We start from the raw sequence: 1,196 nt of genomic DNA, 5'->3' as shown, positions 1-1,196 counted from the left end.
AGTTGAACGTCTCGATCCTGTGCACCGGAATCCGGATGCTGCGCGCCAGGTCGGCGATCGAGCGAGTGATCGCCTGACGGATCCACCAGGTGGCATAGGTCGAGAACTTGTAACCACGACGGTATTCGAACTTGTCCACCGCTTTCATCAGGCCGATGTTGCCTTCCTGGATCAGATCGAGGAACTGCAGGCCGCGGTTGGTGTACTTCTTGGCGATCGAGATCACCAGACGCAAGTTGGCTTCAACCATCTCTTTCTTCGCGCGGCGGGCCTTGGCCTCACCGATCGACATGCGACGGTTGATGTCCTTGATTTCTGCGATGGTCAGACCGGTCTCGGTCTCCAGCGCAGTCAGTTTCTGCTGGCAACGAATGATGTCCGGCTGAACACGACCGATGGCCTCGGCGTACTTGCTCTTGCCTTTGGCCAAGGCGTCGGACCAGCTTTCGTCGACTTCGTTACCCGGGAACTGACGCAGGAAATCGGCGCGTGGCATACGTGCATCACGTACGCACAGTTGCATGATCGCGCGCTCTTGCTGACGCAGACGATCCAGGGCGCTGCGAACACGCTCGACCAGGGCTTCGAATTGCTTCGGCACCAGTTTGATCGGCATGAACAGCTCGGCCAGGGCCAGCAACTCGGCAATCGCAGCCTTGTTGTGACGACCGTGCTTTTTCAGGGCCTTGCGAGTGATTTCCATCTGATCGGACACAGCGCCGAAACGCTGGGCAGCGATGACCGGATCCGGACCGCTTTCGGCTTCTTCTTCGTCATCGGAAGATTCGGCTTCATCGTCGTCGGTATCGTCGTCGGCTTTCGCCGCTTTCGCGTCGATCGGCGGCGGCACTTCCGCTGCAGGCGGCGCAATGCCGTCGTCCGGGTCGATATAACCGCTCAGGACGTCGGACAGGCGACCACCTTCGGTGGTGACGCGAGTGTACTCGGAGAGAATATGGTCAACCGTGCCAGGGAAGTGCGCGATTGCGCTCATCACTTCACGGCTGCCTTCTTCGAGACGCTTGGCGATTTCAATTTCGCCTTCACGAGTCAGAAGCTCGACCGTACCCATTTCACGCATGTACATGGGCCCCGGGTCAGTAGTGCGACCGATATCGGTCTCCACCGCTGCCAACGCGGCGGCTGCTTCTTCCGCAGCGTCCTCGTCGGTATCGGCGTCGGCCAACATAAGGGCG

The 1,196-nt window shown here is 59.6% G+C and carries 1 protein-coding gene; it reads right to left on the bottom strand.

Annotation, left to right across the window (positions count from 1 at the left end; translation table 11 throughout):
* The coding region (locus ACIONG_RS30560; RefSeq protein WP_401304774.1) for a sigma-70 family RNA polymerase sigma factor at nucleotides 1-1,196 on the bottom strand (1,196 nt) is incomplete at both ends.

Source organism: Pseudomonas sp. NPDC087817, from assembly GCF_044742875.1.
Classification (GTDB): Bacteria; Pseudomonadota; Gammaproteobacteria; order Pseudomonadales; family Pseudomonadaceae; genus Aquipseudomonas.
This window is presented reverse-complemented; position numbering and strand designations above follow the sequence as displayed.